This is a genomic window from Vibrio sp. 1CM2L (assembly GCF_023161695.1).
Classification (GTDB): Bacteria; Pseudomonadota; Gammaproteobacteria; order Enterobacterales; family Vibrionaceae; genus Vibrio; species Vibrio coralliirubri.
Window position 1 is genome coordinate 200,442 of sequence record NZ_JALNTT010000004.1, and the last position, 24,030, is coordinate 224,471.

The following is a 24,030-nucleotide window of genomic DNA, read 5'->3' on the forward strand; positions in this document are numbered from 1 at the left end:
GTTTTGTCCGTTCATACAAAATCACAAGCCAATCTGAATGCGTGAGTCATAAATGGATTACTTACACTTATCTAGGGTGAGCCTGAAGCACCTCACTGCGCTGCATATTATGCTGAACACCCACAGTGTCACTCAAACCTCAGAGCAACTCTGTGTCAGCCCTTCGAGTGTAAGCAAAACCCTGTCTCAGCTGCGTGACATTCTGAATGATGAGCTTTTCTATCGAGATGGTACCAAGCTTATCCCGACTCCCTTTGCTCTGAAGATAGCGCCCACGGTTCACGCAATTCTTTCAAGCATGAACGGACTGCTTCATCAGAAGAGTTTTACCCCTCAGGAGTACCAAGGCAGTTTTTCACTTTCGATGCGTGAAAGTACCTTCGAAGTATTTGCCTCTAAGATAAGTAAAATCACCACTGAACTCGCGCCAAACGCGAAGCTCAACATCTATTCGAAACAACAGCTCGGCTTCGATGCTTTACTCAGTGGCAAGGTCAATTTGATCTTACTGCCCCATGATATATCTCAGCCGCCGACCGATAACAAAGAACTGGTTTGGGAAACAATTCTTCCTGACGAGATGGTTTGTTTAATGGGCGCACACCACCCTCTTGCTCAGCAAGAGCTGACGATTGAAGGCTACTTAGATTACAAGCACATTGGGATTTTAGATAACGAACTGTCTCAGCCTTATTTTGAACAAAACTTGGTTCAATGCCACCAGCCAAGAGAGATGGCAATATCGGTCGCGGACTTCGGAGCTGCGGCTGTGTTGTGTCATCACACGCCTTTCCTGTTCACTTGCTCTAAACAGTGGGCTGAGCGTGCTAAGCAAGCTCAGGGCTTAATGAGCAAGCCCTTGCCTTTTGATTACGGTAAGGTGGCGTATAGCTTGGTGTGGAATAAACCCAACATGAATGATCAAGCGATCAAATGGTTGTGTGACCTGTTTTTAGAAGCTTAATATTTTTAGAGGCTTAATATCTTTAAAAACTTAACGTTCTTAGAAGCCTGATTGACCGCCTAAGCAACATAGAGGTTAGGTATAAACCTCAGGAGTTTGCATCGGTCTTTGGACTATGGTGTATAGCTTATCGTGAAAGCTCTGCATCTGTTGTTCGGTGCATTTCGGCCAATCTAACGCTTCACCAATCACACCATGGTGTTGAAACGCATTCAGTCGAATTCGAACATCACTTGGCAGAGTCTTCAAGTAACGCCCCACCTGTTCAACTTCATCTTTAAGATCGCTTTTATTTGGAATATGCAGCAACCTAACCTCGTGCAGTTTTCCTTTGCCTGCAAGATAATTGATGGTTTCAAACACCCTATGGTTTCCTCTGCCCACCAGCCATTGGTGCGTTTCCGATTGCCATGATTTTAGGTCAATCATCGCACCATCGAGATAAGGCAACACCTTGTCCCACCCTTGCAGCGACAGCGAACCATTACTATCAATAAAGCACGTAAGGTGCCCTAACTGTGGATCACTTTTAATCGCCTCAAACAGTTCGATGATAAATGGCAACTGCATGGTCGCTTCACCGCCAGAAACGGTAATTCCACTCAAGAAAAACTGATTATGTCTGACGAGTTCAAGCACCTCAGCGACCGTCATTGTGGTAATTTTCGGGCTCGACTTATGATCGCAGATATCAATGCACTGATCGCAGTTGGTGCAAGCTGCGGGATCCCACTTCACTTTGCCATCAATAAGACTCAGAGCACTGCTCGGACAGCCGCCAATGCAGTCACCACAATGGTTACAGTGATTAATTGTGTGTGGGTTGTGGCAAGTAATACAGTCAAAGTTGCAGCCCTGAAGAAACAGCACCAAGCGGTTTCCCGGGCCGTCAACACAAGAAAAGGTCAGCACACGGCTGACCTTTGCTTGTTTTTCTGTCTTATTATTTTTAACCCTAGCCATTTGAGTTGTTAGATCAGAAATTTTCATAATTCATATTGTTCGTAGTCGAAACTCAAAACACACGTTAAAGCTATTCGTATGTCGGCGACATCTCTAAACTCGCCACGCGTGGTTTACGCTCTAATATGCCCGTGTTCTTCGCAGCTTCAGCACCTAAGAAGGTGGTATTGGTGCGTGAGCCTTGCTCATCGTATTTGGCAATGTCAGACAGCTTAATCATGTAACCCGTCACACGAACCAAATCGTTTGATGCCACGTTAGCCGTGAATTCACGGTAACCCGCTTGAATCGCACCTTTACACAAGTTGAACATCGCTTCAGGGTTAGATTTCACTGTTTCGTCGATGGTCAGAATGTCACTGATGCCCGAAGTGTAGAACTTATGGTGACCCGCAGTTGCACGAACGTAAGAGACAGGATCCGGCTCGGTACCATAAGGAATACGAACACCCGGCGTCACATCTTCATCTAAGCTAATACCGCCCTGAGCATGTAGCAGAGCCTTACCTTCTAATCCATATTTCACTTCAGAGCGTTCAACGACCTCAGCCAGTTTTTCAGAGATACGATGACCAAGTTGATTAGCCTGTTCATCGTGACCATAACGCCCCGGTTTGCCCTCTTTCTCCATCAAGATGTTGACGGCTTCCGCCATGCCATAAATACCGAACATTGGCGCAAAGCGATCTTCTTCGATCAAACCTTCTTTGGTTAAGAAGCCTTCGAAGAAGTTAGACTCTTCATGCAAGAAGCGGCTTCGAGCGTTCATCAACTCAACCATGATGCCACTGCAGTTCGGCAATACTTGTTGTAAGAAGTCAGCACTATCCTCTGACTTCAACGCCACTTGCTTTAAGTTCATACGCACCAAGGTGTTGGAACCGCCCGCTAACGGCAGAGAGTTGTAGCAGCTCACAATACCAAAACGCTTGTCGCCGTAAGCCTCGGCATGCGCGGGATAGTTTGCAATATGTGGTTTACTGCATTCGCAGATGTTGCTCGCCGCATGACGAAGTAGATCATCAGGGGTCACGGCTGGGTCGAACATAAAGGTTAAGTTTGGCGCGATCTGCTTCAATTCAGCGTCTACACGTAAAATCGTACGGCAGATAATGTTGTCTGTCGGGCCGATATTTACATGCATAAAGGCGTCTGGCAGTGTGCGATCCAACATGATCCAGAACAGCTTAAGCTTTTGGTATACCTGCTCTTCCGTTAAGTCGCCCACGAAAGGCATCAACACATCATCCAACTGACCTAGGTAAACCGGGATTGAAGTGACAGAAGGAACATGGTGGTAAAGGATGGTAAGCATGTTCAATGCTTCATCGAAGTTGGTTGCCGCGCTAAGCTCTAAATACTCTGAGCCTTGATGTAAGTATTTAGAATAATCTGGAAGTACATAGCGCGGCTTAAATGGGGCGTGTCCTTCAAACATGTCACACAGCACACCTTGTTGTAAGGCTTGCTCTACTTCTTTGCTTACCGGCATATACGGCAGGCTGGCTTCAGCTTCTAAGGCAAGATAGCTCGACTTCTGTTTTGGTGACAGGTTGGCATCTGAAATGATATTGCTAAAGCGTTGTTGTTGCTCTGAAAGTGGTGAAGAAGTAGATGACGCAGATTGGTGGCTCATGATTAAACCCTTAGTATTATTATGGGCTTATTTTATATCTCACCGTTATATTTCCACTAATGAAATGTATGCAAGACTATATTTCCAAAATGGAAATAAGTGATTTGTAAATTAGGTGTGTTGAGTTTTCTATGAGCGAGATGGGAAATAGAGAAACCAGAGTTAATAGTGAAGAAATGAGAAAGCGCTAACTCGTTGTGTTTAAAACGATAGCGCCAAAAAGAGAAAACCCACATAACTGACGTTAAAGTCGTTAATGTGGGTTTAGTAGTTGAAATGAGCATTCTGAATGCTAGCTCAAGGTATACACACGATTACAGATCAGGAAGCGCTTGTTTACGTCCAACACCCATTAATACCTTTAACTCTCCTTGTGGAGTGTCAATCGAGAACGGTGTAGAGACTTCAACCACTGCAAAGCCCGCTGCACTCAATACGTTTTCTGAGCGCTGTTGGCTTACACCGTAGTCTTCACTGTCGCTTTCCAAGTACCAATCCCAGTGTACAAACGTGCCGTCGTTTTCAAGCAGCGTGTAAATCAGACTGACTGTGTCTTGTAGGTTCGGGATAAAACCACACACCGAAGAGGCTACCACTAGGTCAAACTGGTTTCTGAATGCTGGATGCTGCGCTGCAAGTCCGCGCGATAAAATATCAACTACCGGTTCAACGTTAGGTAACTCTTTCTTATCTAACTCTTCAATCATCCCTTCAGAGATATCAAGTGCGATGATCTCTTTTGCTAAAGGAGATATTTTCTGGCTGAGTAGTCCTGTACCACAACCAAAATCAAGGACACGGGTTCCGTTTAAATCAACGAGCTGTGTTAACTGGTCAAATACGGACTGTGCGAATACTGCGGTCGCGGGATCTTTATCCCAATCAACGGCGTATTCGTCCCATTGTTTCGCCATCATGGCCTCCATCTTTACTTCTTGTAGGTTCGGAACTTCCCCAGAGTAAACCAAATTAGTCAATTCGTCATAGAGTTATCATGCAAAGATGGACTATTTCTAAGATAGTCAGCACAATATTCAGATAATATGCACCGACCCCCGCTCAATATGGAAATGAAATGAACCTTTCTCAAGTCCAAGCCTTTTGTTCCGTTGCTGATTTAGGATCAGTTTCTGAAGCTGCACGCCAATTAGAATGCAACCGAACCAAACTCAGCATGTCGATTAAAGCTTTGGAAAAAGAGTTAGATGTCGAGCTGTTCGTCCGCAGCGGAAACCACGTTGAGCTTTCAGAAGCGGGTAAAGCGATTTACAAAGATTGCGAAGGCATGTTGGTGACGGCGGCGCGTATTAAACAAACCTGCTTGCATGTTTCGGGCGAATTTAACGCGGAGATTTGGATAGCACGAGATGACTCCCTACCCGATGAAATGTGGCAGGACTTATCTCACGCCTTAAATAACAAGTACCCTTCTACCTCATTCAACTTCGTTCTCGCGTCGAGCGGTGACTTAGCTAACCTAGTTGAAACTCAACAAGTCGACTTCGCATTTGGCGTCGATTACGAACGTGTCGACGACCCAAGAATTATCTACAATCCGCTTGGTAAGATTCGAATGATGTCTGTATGTAAGAAAGGACATGATCTGAGTGCGATGCGACGAGTGTCTGATGAGGTACTGAGAAATTCAATGCAAGCGACCATGGTTTATCTTAATGAAAAGGATAATCCTGAGCTTGAGCCCTTCTCTCGTCGTTACATTGGTTTCTCTAGCTTCGACTTTATGTTGGATACGATTTTACGTGAAGAGGCGTGGGGCGTAATGCCAGAGCCATTGATTCGCCATTTACTGCGTGAACAAGAGCTTGCAGTGATCAAACACACCTACGGCTTAACGCAAGAAGATTACTGTATGTTTACCGCAGCTGGCATGGCTGAGCACCCAGGAATGAATTGGTTGGCTGACCAGCTTAGTGATTACTTGTTTGATTTCTAGCTCACGCTTATTACTTATCGTCCATAGCAAGGGGAAAAATCACAAACAGCACCGCTCCTAAAAAACCATCACGTGATCCACTAAGTAGCGTCCATCTTCTTCAACCAATACCATTTCGGCGACAAACTCACCTTTGGCGATGGTGTAAGCTTGTTTCCACACAAAAGCGATGGAGTCTGAACGTCTAAACAGCGCCACTGGCTCACGCTCAGCAAAAAAGCCATTACTGTGCTGATAATGGTGACACACCTTTTCTAAATATTCCGGCGTAACAATGTCTTTCATTCTTTGAGTAAAGTCTCGGCAGTGCTGTTCATGGTCGACCTTGGTTGAACCATCCATCAGATTATCCATAATCGGGTTAGCAATCGCCCACAACTCGTTATCACTGATATCGTCAAACTTCATATTGATTCACTCCTTGGCCATCGCAGTCGCAGTCGCAGTTCAATCTAGAAGACCAATAAAACCTTAGCGACTAATGTGTTTTATTAATCATAAACGATCCTATTTCAGTTGCACACCATCCCAAAAAAACACTCAACGTCAACTTTATTGACACCTTAAATTTAACTTAAGCCACTGAATTTAATGTATTTATATATTTCACTTAAATAAGACATATAAACGTCATCAGATAAAGTTTGTAAAGTTAGCTCAATATTAGAACAATGAAGTTATCAAAAACATCTGGAAAATATTATGTGTGACAGGAAAAGCCAAAACGAAAATCGAGTACTATTGTTCTCAGCCCTTTTAGCATCAGGCTTCGCAATTGGCGGATTGGTGTTGGGTCTTCTCGTTGGCTCTCTGGTCATCGTATTTGACGGTGTCTATTCTCTTATCAGCTTACTGTTAACTTTATTGTCACTAGCTGCCTCGAAATACATCAATCGCCCCTCAGATAGAGAGTTCCCGTTTGGTCGAGCAATTATCGAACCGATTGTGATTGCCATCAAAGCCGTTGTGATTCTGCTTGTGGTTGGTTATTCACTTTACTCTGCGATTGGTGCCCTAATGACGGGTGGTCGTGAAGTTGATGCTTCTATTGCAACTCTGTTTGGTATTTTCAACGTACTGGGTTGTGGTTACGCTTGGTGGTACATCGCGAATAAGAGTAAACGTATTTCTTCAGGTCTGATTCAGGCTGAGTCTAAGCAGTGGCAGATGGATACGCTACTGAGTGTAGCGGTAACAGCGGGTTTCGTAGCGGCTTGGTTAATTACTTTTTCTCCGCTTGCAGAATACGCAGTGTATGCCGACCCAATGATGATGTTGCTAATGTCTTTCTACTTCATCAAAGTGCCTTTCGACATGTTACGTGAAGCCATGCGCGAACTGCTTATGATGTCGGCAAACAAAGATATTTGTGATGCGGTCGATAAGAACGTTGTCGCGGTAGACAAAGAAGCGGAGCAAGATTTGGAGCTGATGGGTGTGACTAAGGTTGGTCCAGAATTACGAATCAATGTTGATATTCATACCAACGACCAACAAGCGATTGCGGTCGATGATATTGAACGTACGCGCCGCCAACTTAAGCGACGCCTATCGAAGATGCCTTATGAGCTTCAATTGAACCTCAATGTCGCGAGCTAAGCTTTCACCTAATAAATGACGCTGGAACATCAGCGTAAATTACGACTGAGATTGAACCTTTTTAGAAGCCGACGCCTTTGCCGTCGGCTTGTCTCTTGTTACCCACCAGCAAGCCAGTGAGCCAACAGTTACCATACATACGCCCTGCCAAAACGTCATGGTCAATGACAAACCCAAAATCACCGAGGAAAGCAGCGTCGCGAAGATTGGCGTAAAATACGACATGGTTGCCAAAAACACCATGTTGCCACCAAGAATCGCCGTGTTCCAAAGTGCGTAGCCTGCCCCCATGCAAGCGCCAGCTAATGCTAAATCAATCGCCGCACTGGTTGTCATCACCATGCCGGTTTCATCACTCAATGCGTATTTGATCCACAGAGTAATCGCTGTAGCGATAAAGAAAAGCACAATCGCATTCTGCCCTTTCGCGACACGTTGGGTGTAGTTGCAGTAAACAGCCCAAATAATCGCACCGAAAAACGCCATAGAATAGGTTTTAGGGTTGGTCGCAATATTGGCAGCAATCTGGTCGACAGAGAGACCTTGGTCACCGCTGATGCTCCAAGCCACACCAAAGAATGCCAAGAAGATACTTGGATAAACCAGCCAGTTAATCTTCTTGTCGCTCAGCAGCACCGCAAATAACACCGTCAGTGCTGGCCATAGATAGTTGATTACCGCCATCTCTATCGCTTGATGTCGGCTGTTCGCCATTCCCAACGCCAAAGCCAAGAAAATCTCATAACAAACGAACAAGGCGCCGCCAATCAGCAAGTAAGACTTAGAAAAGCGTGAAAGCTTAGGTAGCCCCATAACACAAACCAACAACAGCGAACTCACCGTATAAAGGCTGGCCGCGCCACCAATTGGACCTAGCTGTTCTGAGACACTACGAGACAGAGCAATCAAGCAGCTCCATAGTAAAATGGCGATAATACCGTAGCAGCTATAACGATGAGATTTCAGCACGCCTTTTCCTTTATCTGTTTTGGTGGTCACTCTATGGTTAAACCAAGTTCAAAATAATTGGCCGAGTACATTTTCGTACTCGGCCATCAACAATTTATTTACAAAGCATCTATCAATTTACGAAACATTAATCAATTAACGAAGCATCTATCCACTAACGAAACACCAATCAATTTACAAAGCATTGGTCGATTGACGAAATCAACCGACTATGATTGTGTATTCGCTAGTTGCAGTCAGTTGTTAACTATTGACTAAGCCAGCAGCAGAGCTTGCAAATCAGCCAAAGACTTCACTTGATAGTGAGGATTGATACCGGCTGGTGCTGCCTTTTCTTGGCTGTTTAACCAACACGTTTCGATGCCAAAATCGAGTCCACCTAGAATATCGGAATGTGGGTTATCCCCGACCATCAATATTCTTTGCTTCGATGGCAATCCAACCAGCTTATGCGCATATTCAAAAATCTCGGCATCCGGTTTGGCTACCCCAACCTCTTCAGAAATGATCACGTGATCAAAGTAATCCGTCATTCCTGTGCGCTCTAAACGGATTGACTGCAGCTCTGTAAAACCGTTAGTGATGATGCCCATGTTCACTTTGCCTTTTAAAGACTCCACCAACTCTTGTGCACCCGGTAATAAAGAACAGATGTCCGCCATCGCCGTTAAAAATGCACTGTTTAAAGCAGCCGTTGTTGTCTCTAGTTTCTCAGCCCAGCTTTCGAAGCGCGTGTGTTTCAGTTGGTCGGCGGTAATGCGACCATCTTGGTAATCGACCCAAAGTGGTAAGTTAACCTTTTGATAAGCCGAATAATCCTGTTCGTTGAAGTCCACACCAAAACGAGAAAACATCAGCTTCATTCCCTGATAAGCATCAAAATGGAACAAGGTCTCGTCTGCATCAAAGAATATCCAATCGTACTTCATTTTATTTCCTATTAATCGCGCTGTTGAGCACTGCCTACACTGTTTTTTTCGTTGTTCTTATCGCGGCCTAAAACGGCGAAGCATCACTTTACCCTCAAATTTGTGAGCCTGTATATAAATCTAATAATTTATAGAAAACAAGTCGCAACTCATGATGTATCGCAAATTTTGCCACATATTAAACCAATACCATACTAGGGCGTGTTGACCTTTCGTGGTTAAGTTTTGTTCGAGATAAAAGCGTTTTAATCGCGGCGAGGGGACGTAGCCTAGTCATTCTAAGCAAATTTCCCTCAACAAAGAGTAAAACGCTTTTAGCCGAACCCTTCGGGCAGCGTTTGCTGGTCATTTCTACTACGTTAACGGCTTCTCATGTAGGCAAGCTACACATCAAAGCCTCTGCCTTGTATAAATGCCCAGCAACTCGCTGCAAAAATCAGCTCGAAAAATCAACACGCCCTAAAAATACACTTAAGTACCGGGAGGTATTATGAAGCACTTTTTACCATCATCTGTCATGCTCACCCCTTTTCTTGTCAAATACTATGATGAGGAGCCAGAAGACACCCTTGATTCTGAAGAGTCGCAAGATCCTCAAATTGAATGCAGTGAAGACTCCGATAAAACGTCGACACCAGCCTAACCAAAGCAACGTTCAGTGAAAAAACCTTATTTTTCATTGTTATAGAGCACCATCCTGCTCTTGGTGGAGCCAATTTATCGCTAATCACTACTGACAAAGAACACAGCCAAAAACCATGAAAACGATTGCTATATGAGCTCTATCACAACGACTAGCCACAAAGTGGTAGTTCGGAATCAAAGTTGTTCCAGATCAATGGTCGACCACTTGAATGCCGACAACATGTAGGAAATTAAGAATCATAATTAACGGAGTTTTCCAATGTCTACTGCATTTTACATCCCTACAATCAACTTCATGGGTACTGGCTGTCTGAAGGATGCTGCTGATAGCATTCAGTCTCAAGGCTTTAAAAAAGGTCTGATCGTTACTGATAAGATCCTGAATCAAATTGGTGTGGTTAAGCAGGTACAAGACCTTCTTAACCAGCGTGGCGTAGACGCAGTTGTATTCGACGGCACTCAACCAAACCCAACCATCACTAACGTGAACGATGGTCTAGAATTGCTGACTGACAACGATTGTGATTTTGTTGTTTCTCTAGGTGGCGGTTCTCCACACGACTGTGCGTACTGTGGCACTAAATTATAGACACAAATACTATAAGCCACCTCCTAAGCCTTATAGCAAAAGGCTCCAAACTGTCTAAGCCCTCCATATTTACGCTCAAACACTCTTGCGTCTAACAATACATCTAATAATCTACTCATTTAAGCATTTCCGTCTAAAATTTTATTAGCACCAGATCCATAACTAAAAATACGAATGTCACATTGCGCACGCACAAATGCGTGCAGATATTAAGTGTACTGACTCATACACGATCTGACACTTTTTGTGGTGAAGCGTGACCTATTCTTACGACTTTCCCTTGTGCCACCGAAATCACTTCTGGACATTATCGTGTTAATACTATTGCACTAACACAACCATATTGGATTAGAAAACGTATCTGTAGTAGCAAGTGAATTTAGCCACCTGATTAGAGGGGTTAAGATACATCTCGCACAACAAGTCATGAGATTACATCACTAGAAGCCAAAGATCTGTTCATAAGGGGCTCTAGATTCTAAGCTACTGAAGCAATGGAATTTTTAGTGCGCACATTTGAGTAATATAGGAGCTAAATCAAGTATTGAAATATGCATACTGTGTTACATTCGACAACTAGTTCTCGTGGTGATATGTGTAGCGGTTGTAGAGTCATAGGTTTCACAGCCAAAAGAATCCAGCTGTCAACAAGATACTATCCACTAGAAATGACATTCATACAATGTGATATAGGAGTCCTTAGATGGCTTTTGATGCATCACCTTCTTGGAGCGGGTTTAACTATCAAGGCAAGGTTGCTCTTTACTACACTTTACTGCAAATCAACGCATTACCAGTACAAACTGATTTATCAAAGCTGAGCTTGGTGTTAGAAGACAATGAGGACTTTGAGGTACGTGACAATGGTACTTTTGTTTCTTTTCATCAAGTGAAAGCCTACAACACCTCCTCATACAGCAAATATTCGGATGCCCTGCTGGAGATTACTTTAGAACTATCAAAAAAACCAAATGTGTTGGGGAAGATCCATACTTGGAAGCAAATTAATCCGAAGGCAAGTTTTACTTGTATAATCGACTCGTTGAGAGATGATATTCAATCGATAATAGACCAATATAGAGGGGCAAACCCTAAAGTCGGCAACACTATCATTGAAAAGGCTATATCAGACGCTCCTAACAGACCAAAGCCCGCAGCAATCATTAGATCAGCATTTCCTAGTGACTCGGCAACAGATATATGTTCCATGTTAACTGATATAGTTCTAAACCAAAACGATGCGATTTCACGTTTAGAGGCTTATGTTTACGATGACGGCAATAGCTTTTGTGACCTCAATTCTATCAATGAAAAAATCAAATCTGAAATATCGAAATTACTATCATCAAGGAACCTAATAAATACTCAACAACGTGTTGAACAAACATTACATTACTTTTTGGGTATGATGGACAAACATATAATTGATAGACATAAAGCCAAGCAAGGGATTGATAAGATATCTATAAGCTTCGTTGAAATCATTGAGGCTGCTATTCAAGATCACGAAGATATTGGGCTCCATTACTTATCATGCGTTTTCAAAGAACAGTTTGCCCATTTACTTGACGAATACATCAACGATCCTGACTCCTATGAAGAAGTAGATGATAAATGTAACTTAAAAGAAGCCAAAAACATCTTGTTGAATTTAGAACCATTAGAGTTGTGGAATTACTATAGACACTTCTGCCCTCACATAAACCTACAGGAATTGAACAATACCGAAAACGCTTTAAAAGTTGATGAGAATGGCATTCGATTTGTATTAATTAAAATACTCCATGAGTTGGATTACAAGTGCATATCCAATGTAAAAGAAAAGTGCCAAATTACGTATGAAACGACTTCTTTACCAATTAAAAGGTTTATCCCCAGCACAATAATGAATGGGATCCCACTTACTCATGTTGAAAAGAAAATAATATTGAATAGCAATATGTGGGAATTTCTATTTGAAGTCGAGAATATTATTTATGATGGTTCTGACATTCATTTATTTTCACCTAAATCAATAACCCATACTGAAGCTCCAATAGGAGATGATGATGACCCTCGTTCGAAGAGGGATGATATGTTAAGTAATATATCTTTAGTACCAATATCAAACGCAAAGGTTGCACTAAGTTCATGAATAAAATAATAAATATTATCCTCAATAGTAATGGGTATCAGGAGACTGATATACCTCTACATCAAGAGTTGGCGGAACTAAATCTGTTTAAACCTTGCGTGGATAACCATCGACAAGAATACTTTCTAGTAGTCAAACTTCATGAGCAATCTAATGAGGCTGCAAAACAGTTTCTTGAACATCATACACAGGATTGGTTTGACCAAATCATCATAAGTGGTTTTGTAGGGCAAGAGTTTGAGAAGAACTGCACTCTTATTCTTTGCCATAAAGAAGATCAAGTGAACAGGACCACCATCCTAATGATAGAAGAAGATCAATACAACTTTAAAAAGAATGTGATCACTTATACAGAGGATGAACTAATAGATCTTCAGGACTACATAGATAGAAATCAGTTAAGTTCTTTGAATGAAGAATTAATTAATATTGTCATAAATGAAAATGGTGGAATGAGTTTCTTACAATTCAAAAACAACAACAAAGAGCAGAAGGACTATTATTCGTTACTATTAAAATCAGTCTTAAAGCTACCTTTTATTAGCTACTTACCACAACAGAAACAATTGGCTAACTTAATTGATGATATAGAACTATCACTTTCCTCTAGCCAGTTAAGTATATATAAGAACCTAACGGAAAATTCCGAGTTATGGGAAGAAGACAACATAGAAGAAAAAGTTGAAGGTATATGGGGGGTAAGCTCGTGATTAAACTTAGTAAAGTTACTTTCACTAATTTCAAAATATTTGGAGAAGATCCCTATACCATTAACTTTGCAGATCAACGCCTCATATTGCTCGATGGTCCTAATGGTTACGGCAAGACCTCGGTATTCGATGGTATTGAACTCGGGTTGACTGGAAACTTAACACGTCTTATATCACTTGAGGGGCGTCAGAACCCTTCAGACATTGTTGTTGCTCATCAAGGCCGAGATAATGTAAAGATTGAACTAGAGTTTTGTGATAATGACGGCAGTACCAGAACTTTTATCAGACAACTAAAACGAACTATACCAAATAGTGCAAAGAAAATTTCTAGATTTCAAGAGTTATGGGATATATATGAAATTGTTGATGGCGTTTTTATTCCTTCTAATCAGAATCAACTAGATACATATTTTCAAAGTAGTGCCTTTAAACGTGATTTTTTACTCTTTCACTACGTTCAACAAGAAGAGACTTCAAGGTTCCTCAAATCAAAGAATGAAACGCAACGAGCAGAAGAACTTGCTCAACTGTTTGGTAACACGCGTGATGCCGATGAAAAACTAAAGAAATTAGTCGAAATACTAGGAAAAATAACAGCTCGGAAGCGAAAAAAATCCGCTCAAATTGAGCAACTTAAAACACGTTACAACATTGATGCGAAAACTAGTGCACAAACTGAAGGTTTGGAAGCTCACTTTTTTATTTTACCTTGGCTTCAGGAGAGCAAAGACTTCGCATTTTGGGATGCTGAAAATATTCCAGACCTAAATGAAGAAAAGTTAAACAATTCTCTTAAGGAAATCGAATATCTTAAAGATTTCTTAACACATAAGAACTTCTTCTTTCGCAATCTACGATTTGAAAACGCTATAGCGCAAAAAGAAGTGATCCAACTGTATATTGGGTATGTGAACAGCATTAGTAAGTATGATAGGTATGTTAAAAAATCAAATGAGAACGGTATAATTAGGAGTTTTCTACTTGAACTGAACTCGAATAGTTTAGAAAAGATAGCCGTAAATGAAAATATTAATGACATTCTAGAACTGTTAGCATTTAAAGATATTGAAACTTTCAAGTATCAGCTCGATGAACTGATCAAGTTGGAGAAAAAATCTGTTGGCTTGAACTCGATATACTCTGAACTAGTTACCCATCATAAAGCTATGCAAAGTGGTTTAAGTAACGTGCCTGAGGAATCTGCTTGCATGTTATGTGGCCATGACTATAAGAGCCACACAGCTCTCAGTGATGCTATTGCCAAACATGGTGACTTACTTAAACAAGAGTTGACTGGACAAGACAAAGCTCTAATCAAGGCGAGAGAAGAATTTAATGCTAAGTTCGTTCTACCTTTAGTTCAAAAGTGTTCTGATTACATCGAGCAAAACCCTTCTCCGTCTCAGGAGGAGCTACTCGCGTTATCAAAAGCACGCAACTTGGAGAGTAGATTCAATAATCTGCGAGAATGGCTTCTCAAAGAAGGTATACAGTTTGATGATCTATTAGCGTCTTCTTTCCCTGTATCAGGCGGTAGCAATTATATAAGGGAAGCTTCTAACCTTTTATCTGAACGTATCCGTTCGGTTGTTGGTACTGCCCCGGAAGGTTATTACGAATCGAATGTGAACGGAGTTTTCGACCGTATATATGTTGACTATTTTCAGTCTAAGCAGGCTCGAACAGCTGAGATAAAAGAAGAACAATTGGAGAGTAAAAAACGATATATTAAAGGACTATACTTTAGCTCACTGAAAGAAGTAGCAGAAAAACTCGCCAAGTTAATAAGTACTAAAGCTTTACTCCATAAAGCAGAAGTTGAAGTGAATGATCTTGTAGGGGTCGTCAAGACTAAAATTAAACAGTACAGAAAAAAGCTAATAACAGAAATTGAGATTCCATTCTATATCTACTCAGGAAAGATTCTTCAATCTCACCAAGCAGGTCTAGGGCATGGGATATTCATAAAAGATCCTACAGGCAATGAAGAGCTTAAAAACGTCCGGTTGGTGTCTAACTGGGAAAGTGACCATGATATTCTAAATACGATGAGCTCTGGACAGATCTCGGCAATAGTAATATCTCTAACATTAGCTTTGCACAAAGTATACTCTTCTCGGTTTTCTAGTGTACTGATAGATGATCCTGTCCAAACTATGGATGACATTAACATGTCGTCCCTAGTCGAGGTTCTAAGAAATGACTTTAAGGATAGACAGGTGATTTTATCAACGCATGAGGATAAAGTTGCTCGATACTTCACTTACAAGTATTTAAAGCACAATGAGAGTGTCAAAATCGTCAACTTGATGCAGAGGAAAGAATTTATCCCAACAAATCGTTTTAGATACAGAAATGTTGAATTGAAACCTCATGCTGAATAAGCCAGCATAGCCTTCCAACTGAAGGGTAATTCGAATTTAGATTACCCTTCTATTGATGAAACCTAGCCAACGGATGCTAAAAAACAACTATCTGAGCACATTCGTTTTACTGCTGGGCAAACCTTGATCAGTTTAATGACAAAAGGATAGACACTTTAATAGATTCTCCAATTAGTAAAGTCTGTCAAAAAGCACTGTTAAAACTTGTATTTTGGTTTCACTAACACACTTTGGGGCAGCTTCGTGTTACTCGATTCCACGAGAAACAATCTAGGTAAAACCTTACCAGTGATTATTCACGGTTTAATTCCAGCTACAATCTGTTTGAACATCAATGCAGAAGATAGGTGCGCTGCTGGGCTTTCTGAGAACGCCTCACCATACTCCTTTAAATCACTTCGGAACTCTTTTTCTTCTTTCTCTAGTCTTCTAATGAGCCTATCTACCAAGTTTAAGATACTTTCGATAAACATTGATGTACATTTCTCAGCATTAACACAGCAAATATCCGCATCAATATCGTGATAGTCCAAAACTTTAGCAGACAGGTCAATGGAAAACTCTCCATAACTATATTCGCACATTACTCGCGAGACTTCTGCGTTAGGAAAACAGCGCTCAGTAGCTCTTGTTACAACGGAGGATACTCGTTGAATGCGCTTTAGGTCATTTATTATACTAGCCATTAACCGCTTCCCTTTCTTCTAAAAACTTAGACTCTTCATACTGCATAGCAACAACATCCCGAACCAAGTTAAAGTCACCTTCAACAAGCTCATTTAAAGCCTCTTCAACTTCTTCAAAAGTCAGGTTAAAGAACTCTCTTCGGTGATTGACTTTGTTGACTCTTCGAGATGCAAACTTAGAATGGAGTTTGTTTTCTAGTGCTGGGGCATCATCAGATGCTATAAGGGCATGGACATCAAAAAAGAACGGAACAGATGCATCTCCCAATTCCTTCACACGATCCATCGGCTCTAAACGTCGTGTCATTCCAATCTTGTACACATTTTCACCAAACGATCCCTTATTTGAGATAACATAAACATATCCTGACCTTGTGAGCTGAGCCATACTTAGCACTCGCTCTTTCTCTGAAGTCGCACGTTCCAACTTAAGCTTCAGCTCTTCGATATGAGAGTTAAGCTTTTCTACTTCTTCTTGGTTCGCTGTTTGAACTCTGGCTAGAGCATCACTCAAATCTTTTTGGAAAGTTTTTTCTTCCTTTTCACGAGCTGTAACAAAGCTTTCTATCTCTTTTTTAACTTTAGCTTCTTCACGGAGAGATTCTTTCATGAATCGTTGCTCTTCCAACTCCATTTCCTTTTTATACTTATATTCAAAGGCATGGCGCTGCTCTTCCAGACGCAAAAATAGTAGAGTTCTATCAAGTACTACATATAAGTCTTCGCCATGTTTATTTACTTTGTTGAAGCATTTTTCAATCCTTCTTGTGTTTGATACAAAATTTCTTGCTGTCGTAAGTGAAATAATGTGATCAACCTCAGCGTTAAATGTGGCGACTAGAAACTTTCCTTGCCTATTTTGAATACCACTACGCCTTTTTATCTCTTGCTTTACTGTCAACGCAGCATTCGAATAAAAGTCTTGTTTTATGATATATGCTTGACTGTTAACTATTATATTCTTCTGTTCATTTTTTACTTGTTGCAACGATACCTTAATTTCATCGCTTGTCGGCCCATCGAGAAGATGCTCAAATGGCGTCACTGTGGCAAGCACATCTTGATTCTCTTTAGTTAACTCCAAGTCACGCAACTCTTCTCGGAGCTTCTCAATACTGTTAGAAAGTACCTTTTCGCGGGTTTCTCCTGTTTCAATTTTTTTCTCAACATCCGCTAGTGCTTTATCTGCGCGAGTCGTTGCTTTATCGACGATGGCGTGGGCTTCAGCTTCCGCGTTACTAAGAACTTTTTCACGATCAGATTTAGCTTCAGTCAGAATTAGGTCTTTTTGTCTATGTGCATTCTCAATTTCTTCAGCTAATTCTGACTTTGCTAGTCCTATAGAATTCTCATTCTCTTGTAATACGAGTGCACACTGTTTTTCTATATCAGCAAGGTGCTCTTTGGCAGCCTCTCGGTCTTTCTCGCACTGAACTCTAACGTCATGACAAGTGGCTCTAAGTACGAGCAACTCCTCTTCGAGCTTCATTAAATTTGTAGCCTTCATATATTCAGGGGAGGCTAAAATTTTTTGAATACTCGACAATTCTTCTTTCGCTTCACTTAACTGTTTTTCAAGCTCAGTAACGTTAGCTTGGGCATCCATCAAGAGGGACTTTTTAACTAATCCAAACATTGTTTTTCAAACCTAGATATGTGATGTATTGATTAACTTGGTAAAGAACCGACTGAACACCCACCAAATTTATAGATACTTTGTTGCATATGGAAAAAAAGGTCAAATAACCTCGTATAGAAATGAAGTACAAAACAGTTCTAGCTTAGAATGGGGCAAAGGAGTGTTTACCTAGATCAGCATCAGCTGTGATCACCATCAGCACGTTCTAGGACAAAAGTTACTTCGAGGTTCAGTTCTTCTATTTGTCTTCGGATAATGTCTAGCAATACAACTGGCTAGAGGTCGTCATCGCTCAAATCTAACTAAGTGACTAAACCCAGCGTATCACTTCAAATCAATGAAGAAGTTGAAGAATTGAAAAACTATCACTATCATCCTTGCCATTCTTCATAATATTTTCAATTAGTTAGAAGGCAATTAGAGAGTGAGAAACGTTGTTAGTGACGATAAAATCAGTGAGTTTCGAGACTTAGTTAACTCAAACTCTAGCTTTGTATATCAAATATACAAAGATAAAGGTGGTAAGAATCTTTTTAATCTCGTTTGCTCTGCTATGGATTGGATCTCTGTCTCTGTTCGGCACTTAGAAAATGCGCCTGAGTTTGACAAGAACATAGATAGTAGATGTATGCAGGTCTATTCTCTGATCTCTTCAATAGACCTCATTTTCGAGTCAATAAAACAACTCCATCGAGTGTTTATGACCGATAAGAAAGATCCGTTTTATGGTGAAAAGAAATGCTTCGCAGAGCGCCTCTTCGCTAATGAAGATGATAATAATTATTTTAAAACTATCAGGGCGTGTTTCGGTGCTCACCCAGTAAACCTGAATCAAGAAAATTCAAAGCGTTTTGCAAGCTGGCCATTTCCAAGTCATTTCAACACTGGTGATTTGAGTGTTCATTTGTACAGTCGAGATGTGGGTACAGAGGACTTAACGTTATGCCTCAATATCAATGAGCTTCTGGACTTTCTCAGAATTCGATATGAGTATCTTGATGTTATTGCTGATAGGATTGAAACGCTGTTTGTCGAGTATCAACACGAACTATCAAAAGAAAAGATTGAGACTAAATCAGATCCTTTAGAACAACTCTATGTTCTTCGTACTGAGTCAGAAAAACGATTAGATAACGATTACTATAACGGGGAGATTAACGATCTGATTCTGATATTTGAAGCGGAAGTCACTGACGCTGACCTTGTACCATTGGCTGATAAGTATAAAGAATCCCTCCTACCTCTGATTGAAGAGATTAAGACGAACCTTCAAGAAATGAACATCGTTGACCTAGCAAACGATAGTGAACTGAGAATAAGATCTGACCTTGATAAAGAGTTGCGTTATGAACTTGGTAAGTTCTACACTTGGGTTCACGGTGACAGATACGATCCACTACTCGAATACTATTTTGAAAGGTTTAACACTTCTACTGACGGTAAGTTTAAGTTCACCAAAACTGATGACATCAAACTTACTTTTCTTAAAGCAAAGCTCATGCTAACTGAATAGTCGGGACAAATAGGGTCAACTGTTATCTTTTGCTGTTTATTACTTTTTGTATATCAAGGCCACCTGAATATCATTATTTGAACTTTGGGTCGTAACTTATAAAGTGTGCCCCCCTTGCTAACGATGATCGCGCTGAGAAGCCTCTGGACAGAAATGCGTCAGTGAATCTGCTAATTTAGTTATTTGCGGATTACTCTGAGTAAGGCAAAGCCATACCATAGTCGTTTGTTAGGCTAATGGTTCAAATGTCATGACAGATTTGAACAAAAAGTTCGTTTAAACTAAATCTATCTGCGTCTTCAAGTCTTTGAACGGACGTTAGTTCTGCTAAACCCTGCTCAATACCATCCGTCATATCACAAAATGCATTTTGAGCTGACTCCCACAGATTTACCCATTCTTCCAATGTAGGACGATAGCTGAGTTCATGTGCATATTTGTTTCTTATGCTGTTGATTTGATTAAGTACTTCATACGCACTTTGACTTACAATACCGTTATTGTGAGCTGCATTAAGAATACTAAAAAAGCTAGCCTTGCGTAGCTGATGTGTCAATTCAGGGTTCCGCTCACCTAAACGCTTTCTAAGCATGAACTCAACAACCATATGCCCTTGTAGAAACCAACCAAGATCCGGACGCTCATTGAGGGTCTCATAATATATATCCATTTCTTCGACTATGTCAGCCATAATCCCTCTAGCTCTAAATATGTGATTATTAGCCTAGCCTAGCTACGGTGCGGTTAACTACAATGAAACCTGAGCAAAGGCACGTAAACACTAAACTCTACTAAAACTAACTAAACCAAAAATGCCACAAGTTGGCCGTCACTCTTAAGCAATTTGTATGTAACTTTTATCGTGGTCGATATGCATGTTCAAGAACCATTCTTGCAAGTGCTGTTTGCTTTGTAGAAAGGTCAATCTTATGAGCAGCGCATAGCAAGCATAAGACGCGAGCAAACTTAACTCTAACTACTTGAAGCGTCTTATAGAAAAGAAAATCGTTACTAGAACTTTGAAACTTATATAAAACCATCAACTCTTTGCTCAAAGCTGTTACTAATTCAAGTAAGAAATGACGAGCCATTTCAGACTTTAAGTTTAATCGGCATTGTTCTGTTTCATCTTTGATTGACTCAAGGCTTTTTATGACAGCCTGAGTGACCTCTTGATCAAAAGGAGCGACTAAAACCAGACGCTGCTCTAGAAAGGAAAAGTACCTTTCTAGCTCACGTTTGTCAGGATCGTTCACGAAAGGAACTAAATCTTTCAATGAGAAACCGGAAATAGATGCAGCACTGCCGATACCACCGATAATATCTAAAAATGTCAAAATTTACTCCTGTTGCATATCAACGCCGCGTTGAGTGGTGAACAACGCCCACCACCAAACCTAAACCATTGTACCTTTGACACTTAAGCTGACTTGAACCTAAACCGCCAAGCGTTGTGAATCCACCTTAAACTCCTTGTTTGTTAGATAAATTAGTCAACATCCCACTGTGTCCAGTGTTGGCATAGGCTCAGGACACCGTCGTTCTCTACCTTGTTTAATGGAAAATCGTAAAGATCTAAGAACAACTGTTCGATGTATTTCGCTTGACGATTACTGCAAGGAAAATAGGAGAAGTAAATAAGAGCTTCATCGCTGAAATCTTTCTTTTTCCAATGAGACCGCAATCGAGAGCTGATGCCCCCTTTGCCAACATATAGGCATGTCATGTGAAAACGATCATGTTGGGCACAGTAATCCTTTTTATACCAAAGCATATAGATACCTGATTGTTGCCGAATGTTCCAGAGATTAAGTTGATGCTCTGCGATTGTTTCGTCTGTAAACCACCCAATATTAGATTTGGATATTTGAGACAAACTGAAGCCAAAATTGGTCTCTGTGGACAAAATACGATCGAAATTGTCATCTGTATCGCAACAGGAGCAATTACAAAACTCAAAACAGCTCATATTTCCTCGGTACCTCTCATGTTTGTCTAGCGCTTTATAGATGGACTTTTTCATCTGTGCATTCCATCGATGTTGCTGCCATTGATTATGAAACTCAACAAGTATCAACCCTTAGTGTGAATCGACATATAGTTTCGGGGCAAACTACAAAAAGATTCCGTATAAGAGACCAAAGTACGGATTAGATTAACTTGGTCTATTGGTGTGCTGAGTAGGTGTCTCAATCGCTGGTTCTGAGAAGCTTTGGGGCATTTTCGTGTTTCATACCCCGCCATCAGGTCTCTGGACATAAGTTAGTCAGTTACTTTGTAAGCATGTCATAAACCCCATATTCTAATCGCCAAGTACAAATATTAAGATCAAGTCTCTAACCACACGGAGATTTGAAATGGCAAAACGACGCTCTAACGTAAACGCCCCATGAACCCACGGGACAATTCCCCCAAAATTTTATTAGCGTCGAAGATGGTATTTAGTGCATTAGTAGCACTACTGTATTTACTCATAAAAGTCACCAAAGAAAGCATAATGAAACTTCGAAGCGAACTAATGATTAAGCTATTGTTTATTAAATAATTAAATGATGTTTGATTTGCTCGCATTATGCATTTGGAGCCACCTCCATTATGCATTTGGGGTGGTTTCCATCGAGCATTTATGGCCAGATCTATGAATAATTTCTAGCACACTCTTTCTAATCAACCACAGTTACTTATTTATTTAGGATTGGACTGCTTGATTATCTCTGAATTTAACTCCATGTCATCCGTTATCTTGAGCTATCCTGATCAACATTAAAGTCAGAACTACTGTCAACTCCAGTTTAAAATTGACCCACTTATCGACGTTATCGCCGAAATAAAACTGCAATTCTTTATTTTCACGTCACTAAATGAATAAACAAGGAGCTAGCATTGGATCTATAAATTTCAACTTTCACCCCGTATTACATCATGAGGGTTCCACAACGATCAGCACGACAGGGATGGATAAGTTTTGGTAGAGCAAACGCACATTAACAGCATGTGTATGAGTAAAAGAACTAAGTGGGAAAGGGTCATTTTCGTGATAGAAAGTACCGTGAGTAAGAATTCAGATTATGAAGATTTTGGACAAAAACGAGACAGGGAAAAAGCTCTGATGCATCAACATTTGATACTCATACCTTATAAATCAGCTCTCAATTTCTTCGGATAAACGAAGGGCGTCCTCCAACTCAACACCCAAATATTTGATGGTGTTTTCAATCTTGGTATGCCCGAGTAAAAGCTGTATCGCTCGAATATTTTTAGTCTTCTGGTAAATCAATGTCGCTTTAGTTCGGCGTAGTGAATGAGTTCCGTAGAGATCAGGGTTATGACCTAAAGCAAGTGCCCAACTTCGAATAATTCGACGGTAATATGAATAGCTTAGAGATTGATGGGGCTTTCGTGGGCTTGGAAAAAGGTAATCTTTAGGTTGAAGCTCTTGGTCTTTAATCCAATGACTCAGCGTTTGCTGTGTTCTCTGAGTGATTTCAAACTGAACGTCATTGCCTGTCTTTTTCTGAACATATTGACACGGTTGAATACTAAGAAGTTAGATGAAACATCTGATACCCTTAATGATAAGAGGTCATTTGAACGTAGCTTGCTATCGATTGCAAGGTTAAGAAGAGATAGTTCCATCAGATTATTACTGAGCTCTAAGCGAGTCCTAATACGCCAGATTTCCTCTAATCTAAATGGCTTTTTTACACCCGTTTTCTTGCACTCCATATGCTCCCTCGTTGTACTGTTGTTAACAGACATCTAAATATGAAGTTTTGTGAAAAAAGAGCGAACATACTCGTTCGCTCTATAACATCTAGCTCGTGGGACTATTTTTTAGACCAAGCAAACTTCTCAAATACTTTGTCTACTGGTGTGTGAGCAACGTGGTTTACATAGTTACTGATCACTTTCTGAGATAGACCAAGGATCACTTCCAGTACCTGTTGCTGGCCGTAACCCGCTGCAAAGAATGCCTCAAGGCCTGCCTCTGAAACGTTGCCACGCTCACGCACTACCGCAAGAGTGAAGTCTTTTAGTGCTTGAAGCTTTTCTGTAGGCATCGCTTCATCGTTACGCAGTGCTTCAGTCAGTGATGGGGCAACTTTCATCGAATGTGCAATACCAGTGTGTGCAGGGACGCAGTAGTGGCACTCATGTTCAACATTAATGGTTTGCCATATAACTGTTAGTTCTTCAGCATCAAATGACGTGTTAGTAAATTGCTGGTGCAGTTGAGTGTAAGCCGTTAGGATTTGAGGAGACTCAGCCATGACAGCGTAAAGGCTTGGAACCATACCCATTTGCTTTTGTGCGCCTTCAAGGATTGCTTTGCTTTTCTCAGGTGCTGACTCAACAGTGTGTAGTTTAAATTCGCTCATTTTCTCTTTCCTATTATCTAACTTATTAACTTTACTGACTTATTTTACTTCTGGCTCTAGCAGCACTTTGGTTACGAACAGACGAACCGCTGGTGCTACAAGGGCTAAAATTAACAGTGCAGATGGCACCATTTTTGAAACTGCGTTTAACCATGCATCAAAGAATACGCCTTGCTCTGGCAGTGTTTTCGCTACCATGATGGCTGGCATGCTAAGAAGCATAGTAGGTAAAACCATAGAAACCATTAGTGGGTATTGGAACTTACGTGAAAACTTTTTCATGATTGACTCTCTTATGCCTGACTTCGATTGGCTAACTGATGGGGTTATATTA

21 protein-coding genes and 2 pseudogenes are annotated in these 24,030 nt (G+C 40.9%); 9 read left to right on the forward strand and 14 right to left on the reverse strand.

Translation table 11 applies throughout. The features are described 5' to 3' along the window. Nucleotides 1–52 precede the first annotated feature (52 nt). Nucleotides 53–964, forward strand: coding sequence for a LysR family transcriptional regulator (locus tag MSG34_RS15730; protein WP_248338407.1), 912 nt, complete (start codon nucleotides 53–55; stop codon nucleotides 962–964). Nucleotides 965–1,039: 75 nt separating this feature from the next. Here MSG34_RS15730 and MSG34_RS15735 read toward each other — a convergent pair whose 3' ends face one another. From MSG34_RS15735 to MSG34_RS15745, 3 genes are all read right to left on the reverse strand, one after another. Further along, nucleotides 1,040–1,954, reverse strand: coding sequence for a YjjW family glycine radical enzyme activase (locus MSG34_RS15735; RefSeq protein WP_248338408.1), 915 nt, complete (start codon nucleotides 1,952–1,954; stop codon nucleotides 1,040–1,042). Between the two features lie 43 nt (nucleotides 1,955–1,997). Further along, nucleotides 1,998–3,563, reverse strand: a complete 1,566-nt coding sequence (locus MSG34_RS15740) for a YjjI family glycine radical enzyme (protein ID WP_248338409.1) — start codon at nucleotides 3,561–3,563, stop codon at nucleotides 1,998–2,000. A 314-nt stretch (nucleotides 3,564–3,877) separates the two neighbouring features. Continuing rightward, on the reverse strand, nucleotides 3,878–4,477 hold the full coding sequence (locus MSG34_RS15745) for a methyltransferase (RefSeq protein ID WP_017064785.1): 600 nt from the start codon (nucleotides 4,475–4,477) through the stop codon (nucleotides 3,878–3,880). A gap of 161 nt (nucleotides 4,478–4,638) precedes the next feature. Here MSG34_RS15745 and MSG34_RS15750 point away from each other — a divergent pair, with 161 nt between their 5' ends. After that, entirely contained in the window at nucleotides 4,639–5,517 is an 879-nt protein-coding gene (locus tag MSG34_RS15750) for a LysR family transcriptional regulator (RefSeq protein ID WP_016797108.1), read from the forward strand. A 57-nt stretch (nucleotides 5,518–5,574) separates the two neighbouring features. Here the strand turns inward: MSG34_RS15750 and MSG34_RS15755 are convergent, their stop codons facing one another. Next, nucleotides 5,575–5,925 (reverse strand): hypothetical protein, encoded by a 351-nt coding sequence (locus MSG34_RS15755; RefSeq protein ID WP_048616886.1) that lies wholly within the window; start codon nucleotides 5,923–5,925, stop codon nucleotides 5,575–5,577. A gap of 294 nt (nucleotides 5,926–6,219) precedes the next feature. Here MSG34_RS15755 and MSG34_RS15760 point away from each other — a divergent pair, with 294 nt between their 5' ends. After that, entirely contained in the window at nucleotides 6,220–7,116 is an 897-nt protein-coding gene (locus MSG34_RS15760) for a cation diffusion facilitator family transporter (protein ID WP_050633104.1), read from the forward strand. Nucleotides 7,117–7,155: 39 nt separating this feature from the next. Here the strand turns inward: MSG34_RS15760 and yddG are convergent, their stop codons facing one another. Then, nucleotides 7,156–8,085 (reverse strand): aromatic amino acid DMT transporter YddG, encoded by a 930-nt coding sequence (gene yddG / locus MSG34_RS15765; RefSeq protein WP_050643984.1) that lies wholly within the window; start codon nucleotides 8,083–8,085, stop codon nucleotides 7,156–7,158. Nucleotides 8,086–8,339: 254 nt separating this feature from the next. After that, nucleotides 8,340–9,014 carry a pyrimidine 5'-nucleotidase gene (gene yjjG, locus MSG34_RS15770; RefSeq protein ID WP_248338410.1) on the reverse strand — a complete coding sequence of 225 codons (675 nt, stop codon included), beginning with the start codon at nucleotides 9,012–9,014 and terminating at the stop codon, nucleotides 8,340–8,342. Nucleotides 9,015–9,504: 490 nt separating this feature from the next. On the opposite strand from yjjG, the gene MSG34_RS15775 reads away from it, so the two are divergent. The 5 genes and pseudogenes from MSG34_RS15775 to MSG34_RS15795 all read left to right on the forward strand — a co-directional run bounded on the left by MSG34_RS15775 (nucleotide 9,505) and on the right by MSG34_RS15795 (nucleotide 15,479). Beyond that, complete coding sequence (locus MSG34_RS15775) at nucleotides 9,505–9,657, forward strand: hypothetical protein (RefSeq protein WP_248338411.1); 153 nt, start codon at nucleotides 9,505–9,507, stop codon at nucleotides 9,655–9,657. Nucleotides 9,658–9,918: 261 nt separating this feature from the next. Continuing rightward, nucleotides 9,919–10,227: pseudogene (locus MSG34_RS15780) on the forward strand (iron-containing alcohol dehydrogenase); the annotation flags it as partial. Between the two features lie 724 nt (nucleotides 10,228–10,951). After that, a complete protein-coding gene (locus MSG34_RS15785; protein WP_248338412.1) occupies nucleotides 10,952–12,382 on the forward strand; it encodes an ABC-three component system protein in 1,431 nt (476 codons plus the stop codon). Then, the gene (locus tag MSG34_RS15790; protein ID WP_248338413.1) at nucleotides 12,379–13,092 is read left to right on the forward strand and encodes an ABC-three component system middle component 1; all 714 of its coding nucleotides are present in this window, start codon (nucleotides 12,379–12,381) and stop codon (nucleotides 13,090–13,092) included. Before MSG34_RS15785 ends, MSG34_RS15790 begins: the two co-directional genes overlap by 4 nt. Further along, nucleotides 13,089–15,479 (forward strand): AAA family ATPase, encoded by a 2,391-nt coding sequence (locus MSG34_RS15795; protein WP_248338416.1) that lies wholly within the window; start codon nucleotides 13,089–13,091, stop codon nucleotides 15,477–15,479. Before MSG34_RS15790 ends, MSG34_RS15795 begins: the two co-directional genes overlap by 4 nt. A 296-nt stretch (nucleotides 15,480–15,775) precedes the next feature. On the opposite strand, the gene MSG34_RS15800 is transcribed toward MSG34_RS15795, so the two are convergent. Together MSG34_RS15800 and MSG34_RS15805 are read right to left on the reverse strand one after the other, a co-directional pair. Next, nucleotides 15,776–16,165, reverse strand: coding sequence for a hypothetical protein (locus MSG34_RS15800; RefSeq protein WP_248338419.1), 390 nt, complete (start codon nucleotides 16,163–16,165; stop codon nucleotides 15,776–15,778). Continuing rightward, a complete protein-coding gene (locus tag MSG34_RS15805) occupies nucleotides 16,158–17,801 on the reverse strand; it encodes a DUF4041 domain-containing protein (RefSeq protein WP_248338421.1) in 1,644 nt (547 codons plus the stop codon). The genes MSG34_RS15800 and MSG34_RS15805 overlap by 8 nt, the downstream gene beginning before the upstream one ends. A gap of 703 nt (nucleotides 17,802–18,504) precedes the next feature. On the opposite strand from MSG34_RS15805, the gene MSG34_RS15810 reads away from it, so the two are divergent. Then, nucleotides 18,505–19,317 (forward strand): hypothetical protein, encoded by an 813-nt coding sequence (locus MSG34_RS15810; protein WP_240698876.1) that lies wholly within the window; start codon nucleotides 18,505–18,507, stop codon nucleotides 19,315–19,317. Between the two features lie 241 nt (nucleotides 19,318–19,558). Here the strand turns inward: MSG34_RS15810 and MSG34_RS15815 are convergent, their stop codons facing one another. The 6 genes and pseudogenes from MSG34_RS15815 to MSG34_RS15840 all read right to left on the reverse strand — a co-directional run bounded on the left by MSG34_RS15815 (nucleotide 19,559) and on the right by MSG34_RS15840 (nucleotide 23,978). After that, on the reverse strand, nucleotides 19,559–20,008 hold the full coding sequence (locus tag MSG34_RS15815; RefSeq protein WP_248338423.1) for a hypothetical protein: 450 nt from the start codon (nucleotides 20,006–20,008) through the stop codon (nucleotides 19,559–19,561). Nucleotides 20,009–20,174: 166 nt separating this feature from the next. Beyond that, entirely contained in the window at nucleotides 20,175–20,654 is a 480-nt protein-coding gene (locus MSG34_RS15820; protein WP_248338425.1) for a hypothetical protein, read from the reverse strand. 152 nt (nucleotides 20,655–20,806) lie between these two features. Beyond that, nucleotides 20,807–21,091, reverse strand: a complete 285-nt coding sequence (locus tag MSG34_RS15825) for a hypothetical protein (protein WP_248338427.1) — start codon at nucleotides 21,089–21,091, stop codon at nucleotides 20,807–20,809. A gap of 1,368 nt (nucleotides 21,092–22,459) precedes the next feature. Then, nucleotides 22,460–23,043 (reverse strand): annotated as a pseudogene (locus tag MSG34_RS15830) (tyrosine-type recombinase/integrase). Between the two features lie 101 nt (nucleotides 23,044–23,144). After that, nucleotides 23,145–23,696 carry a carboxymuconolactone decarboxylase family protein gene (locus MSG34_RS15835; protein ID WP_086774169.1) on the reverse strand — a complete coding sequence of 184 codons (552 nt, stop codon included), beginning with the start codon at nucleotides 23,694–23,696 and terminating at the stop codon, nucleotides 23,145–23,147. A gap of 39 nt (nucleotides 23,697–23,735) precedes the next feature. Further along, entirely contained in the window at nucleotides 23,736–23,978 is a 243-nt protein-coding gene (locus MSG34_RS15840) for a DUF2798 domain-containing protein (protein WP_086774170.1), read from the reverse strand. Between the last annotated feature and the right edge of the window lie 52 nt (nucleotides 23,979–24,030).